Below are 8,340 nucleotides of genomic sequence, written 5' to 3' on the forward strand. Positions count from 1 at the left end.
CGCATCCCAACAACCATCCGTCAATACACGGCTTGTAGCACCTAAACCAGAATAGCTAAAATTAGAGGTTTGGCTACTTCTCACAAAATAACTCCAATAACCATAATACCAACCGGCTTGCCAATGAATGCCATTGCTACAACTCCAATGGTCATAGTCATAAGATGGATATCCATATCTTTCCGCATTTATCGGGTGATAGATAACCCCGGTTTGTACGCCTTGTCGAATAGCCGCCGCTACGTCCCCCGCCGGATTTTCTGGAAAACCAGTCTGCCCCAACAAAGGATTCGTAATAGGAGGTTCAAATTTGAAAGCATTATTCGGTTCATTCGTGGCCCCATCCAAGTCATATCGAACGTCCAGATTATCCCCATATCCAATACCATCAATCGTATAACCCATCCAACCCGTATATTGGGTTAATAAAAGAAGTTTCGGATCGGCCTTCGCTATCGCCACGATCATATCGTGTCCGGTAGCCTCGCCATCCCAGCGATATCCCCAAACCATAGCATCCGGTCGATTCCCATCATGCCATTCGATCACTAAAGCGGCTCTCTTACTGCCGCTTCCTACCCAGAACTGGATGTCGTCAAAAGAAAAGCTGGCGTCAGCCCTTAACTGGGACTTTGTTTTCGCCGGCACATTCGGAGCCGAGGGATGTGGTTGCCCTTGAACCAATCCTTGCGCCGAAAGACCTACTACACACAAAGCCATTACAAAGAAAAGAGATAGAATTTTTCTCATAAGCTTTTATATTAAATGTAAAACTCCAAAAAACGATCAAGAGGGAATATAAAAGAAAGATCAAATAATCATGAATATTTTCATAGTCCGGGAGGAACTTCATCCAATATCTCTTCCATCCGGGAATTATCTACTGATAGGCGAAAAGGATGGCGATAAAAAGACATTTAAAATTCATATTACTCAATAATTAAATTCATTAACATGAGACGAACACTTTACTTAAGTATGGCCTGTTTGCTATCGGCTCTGTCGGTAGTAGGCCAAACCGGTTCGCGGGATCTGAATCCGATAGAGAAACAGAAACTGCAATTACCGGAATTACCCGGTTCGCAGGCACGAGCCTCGATGCTTCGATCCAATGGAAGCGTGGATTACACGAAAGGTACCTTTATCGTAAACGAGGATTGGTACGGGCACCAAAACAGTTCGGTGAACTTCCTGTCGGAGGATGGGACTTGGACATATAACGCGTTCCAAAAAGAGAATCCGGGACATGAATTGGGATGTACGAGCCAGTTCGGTACGATTTATGGGGATTTGTTGTATATCGTGTCCAAGCAATCAAAAGATGGTGCGGCATCTGTAGAGGGAAGTCGCTTAGCGGTAATTGACGCGAAAACGATGCAAGTGAAGAAGGAATTCCAGACGATCAACAGCGCAGGAGCTGATGGACGTTCTTTTTTAGGAGTGGATCTGACGAAAGGTTATATCGGAACGAGTAATGGTATTTATGTTTTTCATACAGGATACGATGAAAAGACCGGAAAATATGATGAAAACCAGATGTCTATCGAGGCCAGCGCAATCGAAGGAACGACGGGAATTTCTTCCAGCGATTTGTATCATTCACAGATTGGAACCATGATCCGTGTTGGAAAATATGTATTTGCGGTACATCAAACGAAAGGATTGTTGGTGATCGATCCGAAAGAAGATAAAGTTATCAATACGATATTGAAGCCCGAGGAGGATAGTAATCATGGCTTGGGCTCTATCGTGCTTTCTAAAGATGGTAATTTATGGGCTAGCGTGACATTCGAGTTAACTGGTACCGGAGCGACAATGCCTTATATGTGGAAAGTGAATCCATATACGTTAACAACGCAAAAGGTAGATATACCAACAACGGATGGTATTGAGGAGATTCCCAACTCTTGGTATGCATGGACCGCCGATGGTTTCTGTGCCAGTACGAAAGAGAATAAGATCTATTGGAAAGGACAAGGCTCCGGTAGTTGGTTCACGGGATATAAGATTTTCTGTTATGACATAGATAAGGATTCTTTTTATCAAGTATTCGACTTTACAAAGCTAGATAAAGGAGATTGGCGTCTTTATGGTACGGGATTCCGTATTGATCCGGTGGATGATAATATGTATTGTTTCCTTTATCATGAATTCTTAAACCCGGAACATGAATTAGCGGTAATTAAAACAGATGGAAGAGGGGATACGAACGGAACAATGGTAGATCGCTATCCTTATGAGAAAGTGAATTATTGGTTCCCTGCTTTACCGGTGTTCCCGGATAACATGGCTCCGACAATCACAGACGGTTTACCTAGCGAAATTACGTTTTCCGCTGAAAATACGAAGTATAGTAAATCAATGGATGAGATTATAGAAGATGGTGATAATATGATTTCAGCGGTTGTTACTACGATTGTGAATCCGAATCCGGAACTAATTAGTGCGGAGGTGATAAATAACACGTTGACTATTGCTCCGATTGTAGGGAAAGTTCAAGAAGCCAAGGAAATACAACTTAAATTGAGCTTTAATTCAAATGGAAAACTGGTAAATAAAGATGTACTGGTGAAATTAACAACTTCATCAACAGCTCCTTTTGAGTTTAAAGAAAAGGAGATCACGCTGGATGGTAAAGGTAAATCCTTGGCTTTGACTATTAGTGGGTTAGCAGGGGAACAGGCTAGCTGGAGTTCTTCTCACCCTGAAATAATTAACGTATCAAATGATGGAATAGTAACAAGTGTTGCTTATGGAACGGCAGAGATTCGTGCGACAAGTAAGACTCGTCCGGAAATGTCCGATGTTTGTATTGTAACGGTTAAACGTCCTGCAATGATATTACAGACCCCTACGGTTGAAATGTATGAGAATGAATCTAAAAGTTTGATCGCTTTGAGTAATGGCGTAGAGAGTGCTACGGAAGAAATAGAATGGATATCTTCTAACGAAAAGGTTGCTAAAGTAGGAGCGAGTACGATTCCTGGATCTCCTCATCCAATGATTTTTGCATATACGGAAGGAACCACAGAGCTTAGTGGCAAAATAAAATCGACAGTAACAGGGCAGGAATTATCTGTCACAAAATGTCTTGTAACCGTGAGGCCATTTGTGGCTATGACTGAGATAAAATTGTTTGGTGAATCAGGTGAAGAACTTCAAGAGGGTACTCCTATTCAATTGGAGGTGAATAAACGTACCACATTAATAGCAAAATCTTATCCGGAAAATGCTACGGATAAAACAATTAAATGGAGTAGTTCTGATAAATCTTTATTTACGGTGGAAGATGGGGTTATTACTGTCTGTGGAGCTGGTACTGCTACTATTACTGCACAATCAGAAGATGGAAAAGTTTCTGCCTCATGTGAAGTCTCTTGTTCTTTTAAGGTAGAGAAGGTGGCATTCACGAATAGGGTTAATGGTTTTAAAAAAGCTGGTAGTAGTTTAAAAATACCCATCTCATTTTATCCGGCTATCTCAAATACTCTTGAAATAAAAAAAGAAAATGTAAAATTTGAAAGTCAAGAAGGTACATTGAGTTGGATTGTCAGATCTGTAAGTAATACAGAAATAGTATTACGAGCAACTCCTTCCAACGCTTACGGAAAGGCTATTCTTTCCGCAACTATAACAGATGTTGAAACAGGTCAGGCTTTTGGAGATCCAATTCAGTGTGAAGTTCTTGTATCTAAGTGGGCTACATCTTTGGCGCTTGAGGAAAATACTTGTTTCTTAAAGCAGGGTGAAAAATATCAGATTAAACCGACTGTTGATTATGGGTCACTTACAGAGGTAGAGCAGGCAGAAAAGGACATACTTTATTCTTCTGCGGACGAATCTATAGCAACAGTTGATAAATCTGGTTTGGTTACTGCTGTTGGCTCTGGAAAAACAATCGTAAAGGCTTATCTCTCTGATGGAAGTAATGGGTCTGCTTTTAAGGGAGAATGTGTCGTATGTGTAGGTAGTCAGCCTGTTACAGAGGTGAAGTTTAAGCAAAAGGAATTTACCATTAAAGTGAATGAATCTTTGAATCTTTTAGATCAAGTTTCTGTTCTCCCTGAAAATGCGGATTTTAAATCTATAACATGGAAGGTTTCGTCTTCTGGTTTTAATATAAAAGATGGAATTGGTAGTAGTAATTTTATCGGTGTATATGAAATAACTGCGCAAAGTGAAGATGGTCAAGCTTCTGATAAATGTACAGTCCATGTGGATGAAGATGTTCCGTTAAAGGGCTTTTCTGTTGAACCTAAAGATTTGTCAATAGATATTTCTGTGTCGACATTTGACCGAGATGCTTTACTTAATATGTTGAAAATTAATTTTAATCCTACTAATGCATCTGTGTTGTTTGGGGCTGTACCTGCGATTCGTAGCATAGAATTCGAATCAAGCAATCCTGAGGTATTAGAACAAGAATCTCGTACTAAATATAATGTGAAAAAAGTGGGAACTTCTAAATTGACACTAACCTATACGACTTATGGATATGAAGACGAGATGTTCGTTCATGTAACGGACAAAAGTAAAGGGGTTTTGGGTATTGTATTAGAGGCTTCTCAGAGAGTTGCCGCTATAGGAGAGTCGTTTAAACTAGCTTATACCCTTCTAAAAGATCCCGATTTTAAAGGAGAGATAGATGAATCCGTTACTTGGTTTAGTAGTAATGAGGCTTGTGCTTCGGTTGATCCGAAGACGGGTGAGATTCTGGCATTAGGAGATGGAGAAACCGTTATTCGTGTAAGCTCTGATACAGGTGGTTTTGTTGCGGCTTGTACACTTTCTGTAGGTAAAGGGATCGTGAAAGTAACGGGAGTTTCTTTGAATCAGGATCGCTTAGAGTTAACAGTCGGCCATGCGGTACAATTGGTGGCTGCTGTAACACCAAGTGACGCAAAAACAAAAACGGTGAATTGGTCAAGTGATAATCGATTTGTTGCGGATGTAGATAAAGATGGCAATGTGTTGGCAAGTAGTGAGGGTACGGCTACGATCACGGCGACTACGCTTGATGGAGGCTATACAGCTACTTGTAAAGTGATTGTTTCTGCGGAACCGGAAAAACCGGGGGCAAATGTTACGGGTGTTAGCCTAAATGCGTCTTCTTTGTCTTTGAATAAAGGTGAGGAGGCTGTATTAGCAGCGGTGGTATCTCCATCCAGTGCGATTAATAAATCAGTAACTTGGAGTTCTTCGGATGCCACGGTAGCCACAGTAACTAACGACGGTACGGTTAAGGCTGGTATCGCCGGTGTAGCTACAATTACGGTGACAACAGATGAAGGAGGTTATACCGCTACTTGTGAAGTAACGGTAATAGATCCGGATTTGGAAAAACCTGTGGTTGAAGTAAAAGACTCTACGGCTATATTAACATTCCCGAAAGTTCCGGAGGCTACTTTCTACGAGGTGTCTGTTTATAAGTACGTAAATGAGATACCTGTATTATTTGGTGTTTACACGGTTGATGCAGAGGGTAATATCCTTACTGGCTTGATGAGTGAGCTTCGTTCTGGGGAACAAGAAAAGATCAAGGTCTCTATTCCTGAATTAGATGGAAGTTCAGAATATATCGTAAAAGTTACAGCTATCAAGGAAGGTGATGGTAGGCAAGAGATATTAGGAACATTCTATAGTGAGCCATTCTCCACATCCGGTCCGGTGGGTAATGAGGCTATCAGTGTTGGTGAAGCGATGATTTATTACTATGAAGGTCGATTGCATTTGAATAATCTGGAAGGTTATTCTTGCTATATTGTAAATATGAATGGCGCTATATTGGATCTTTTTAAGATATCGGGAATTAACGAGTCTCATCCAATCCAATATTCAAGAGGTGCTTATATTATAGTAGTGGTAAAAGATAATGATCGGATGAGCAAGACGATCGTTGTTAAATAATAATGTATTAACAAATTAAACATTGATGAGCATGAAAAAGCTTTATCTTTTTCTCGCATTAATCTTAATGGCGGGAAGTATCAGCGCACAGCGTATGGTACAAGGTGTGTTACGTTCGGATTTACCGGCGGAAAAACAGAAAGCGGCTTTGATGTCCGCAAGGAGTAACTGTACTTTTTCTTTTGACAGTATTGATTTCTGGGTAGGTGATGGTGAAAACCGTGCGGCTATAGTTTTGACTTGGCATGACACGAATAAAACTGTACCAGATAATATGGTTTGGGGATATCGGTGGTCTGCTGATGTAGATACTATTTCTGGATTGAGCCTATTTGAGGCAGTAATGAAAGCGGATCCTCGTTTGATCGGTTTAGTGCAATACACCGGTTGGATGGGATCAACGATTAATGGTATTGGATATAGCGAATTTAGGAGTGATGTAGAGGTGACCTTTGATTATGAGGGAGCAAGTGCTAAATTCAAATATCCTTATGATAAAGAGACTACAGAGGAAATGGCTGCTACCGCAATTTCGGAGGGTGAAGATGATGGCGTGATTTATCATCCTTTTGATGCAAATATTTCAGGTGGTCCATATTATGATTATGACTATTGGACAGCTTCAACAGCATCAAATGTTCATTGGTTCGCTGGTTGGTATTCCGGTTATTGGAGTTATTTCGTTCGTGATTCCTATACTCAAGATTTCTCTTATTCCGGATACGGGGCATCAAGCCGAAAAGTCCAGAATGGTACTTGGGATGCTTGGAGCTGGAATAGTTTTATGGGAACGACATCGGGAACAGAACCGGGTGATAATTTAGTAGCGGCAACTCCTATCATTTGGCTTAATAAGAAAGCTATTTCTTTGAGTGGAAGTGGAACCTATCAATTAGTTGCGTCTGTACAATCTGCTTATGCTTCTTTAACGGGTGCGGTATGGTCTTCTAAGAATACTGCTGTTGCGACAGTTGATCAAACGGGTAAAGTTACGGCTGTAGCTCCGGGTACAACTGAAATCAAATTAATTACAGCTAATGGTAAATATAACACGTACTGTAAAGTAACCGTAACCGGTACAGCCACGAAATCAGCGGCCGCAACCGCAAACATCTCTTATTCCGACAATACCTTGCATGTAAAAGATCTAGCCGGTTATACCGGTTACATCACGAACACCGCAGGTTCTGTAGTATCTACTTATGCGATCACCTCTTCTGATGACGTGAAAACAGTAAACTTGAATAAAGGTGTTTATGGCTTTACAGCGGTAAAAGGTACAGAGAAAGTCTCTGTTAAGTTTGTTGTGAAGTAAATCATCTCTTGATTTCGCTAGAGTGCTCTCTCTTACTCACGAGAGTACTTTAGCGTTACAGATTCTGTGAAAGATGTATGATCTTACGGCGATAAGATTATACATCTTACAACGGTAAGATCATACATCTTATAATGGTAAGATCATATATCTTTTATCGGACTACAAGCTAGCTTTTGGATTAATTTGCGTTCCTTGCGACGATCCCGGAGTATACCACCATAATACCATGCCATTGTTTTTTCATTGAAAGCTTCACGTGTAGTTGTACTGTGTTCCCTGTATTATAATGTATGTAGTTGCTGATTTTTTTATTTCTTTACAAGAAAATTTTCTTTTCATATGATCGAATATAAAAGCTACGATTATACAAGAACCATCCCTGTGGATGATTATATCTTACGTTATCGGGATGAGCGGCGTTTCATGGCCTATTGCCGGGAGTGCCGTAGGTATGGGAACAGTTGGAGTTGTCCGCCTTTTAATGATTCGGAGGACTATTTATCCAGTTTTCGGAATCTATTGATTGTTTGTACGCGGATTACTCCTGTCGTATTGGATGTGCCGGATGCGGTGGAAGCGGGGCAAGAGTTGATGCATAGGGAAAGGAGCCGATTGGATAAACGTCTTCTTGCGTTGGAGGAGGAATATAATGGGCGGGCGTTTTATGCCGGTAGTTGTATCCTTTGCCCTTGGGAAGAGTGTACACGTAGATCTGGTAAGGCTTGCCGCTACCCCTCGCGGATTCGTCGTTCCCTTGAGGCCTGTGGGTTCGATCTGGGACGTACTACCTCGGAGTTGTTCGGTATAGAGATGAAGTGGTCCGAGAATCGGAATTTGCCGGAATATTTACTTTTGGTTAGTGGATTCTTATCTGATAGGGAAACCCCGATTTGGTAAGTTAACTTACTTTGCCATTTAAGTTAACTTACTTCGTCGATGGAGTTAACTTACTTTGTCGATGAAGTTAACTTCGTGAAATGGAGGAGTGGTACGGCTAGGCTTTATTTATTCGGTAACCTGACTATGCCTAAATTTACTTCACAGATTTTACTGTTATTTTCTAAGGTACTTCACATCTTAGAGAACCTTCTCCTGAAAAACTTCACGGGGTTGAA

3 protein-coding genes and 1 pseudogene are annotated in these 8,340 nt (G+C 40.9%); 3 read left to right on the forward strand and 1 reads right to left on the reverse strand.

The genetic code is table 11. The annotated features are described in order from the left end of the window. Window positions 1-750: pseudogene (locus tag BHV83_RS10710) on the reverse strand (Ig-like domain-containing protein); the annotation flags it as partial. 204 nt (window positions 751-954) lie between these two features. Here BHV83_RS10710 and BHV83_RS10715 point away from each other — a divergent pair. The 3 genes from BHV83_RS10715 to BHV83_RS10725 all read left to right on the forward strand — a co-directional run bounded on the left by BHV83_RS10715 (window position 955) and on the right by BHV83_RS10725 (window position 8,122). Then, on the forward strand, window positions 955-5,907 hold the full coding sequence (locus BHV83_RS10715; RefSeq protein ID WP_286757504.1) for a DUF5074 domain-containing protein: 4,953 nt from the start codon (window positions 955-957) through the stop codon (window positions 5,905-5,907). Between the two features lie 25 nt (window positions 5,908-5,932). Next, complete coding sequence (locus tag BHV83_RS10720) at window positions 5,933-7,222, forward strand: Ig-like domain-containing protein (RefSeq protein ID WP_502687963.1); 1,290 nt, start codon at window positions 5,933-5,935, stop codon at window positions 7,220-7,222. A 342-nt stretch (window positions 7,223-7,564) separates the two neighbouring features. Beyond that, window positions 7,565-8,122: a DUF2284 domain-containing protein gene (locus tag BHV83_RS10725; RefSeq protein ID WP_286757506.1), complete on the forward strand. Its 558-nt coding sequence runs from the start codon at window positions 7,565-7,567 to the stop codon at window positions 8,120-8,122. Window positions 8,123-8,340 lie beyond the last annotated feature (218 nt).

The organism is Parabacteroides sp. merdae-related_45_40, assembly GCF_001915675.1.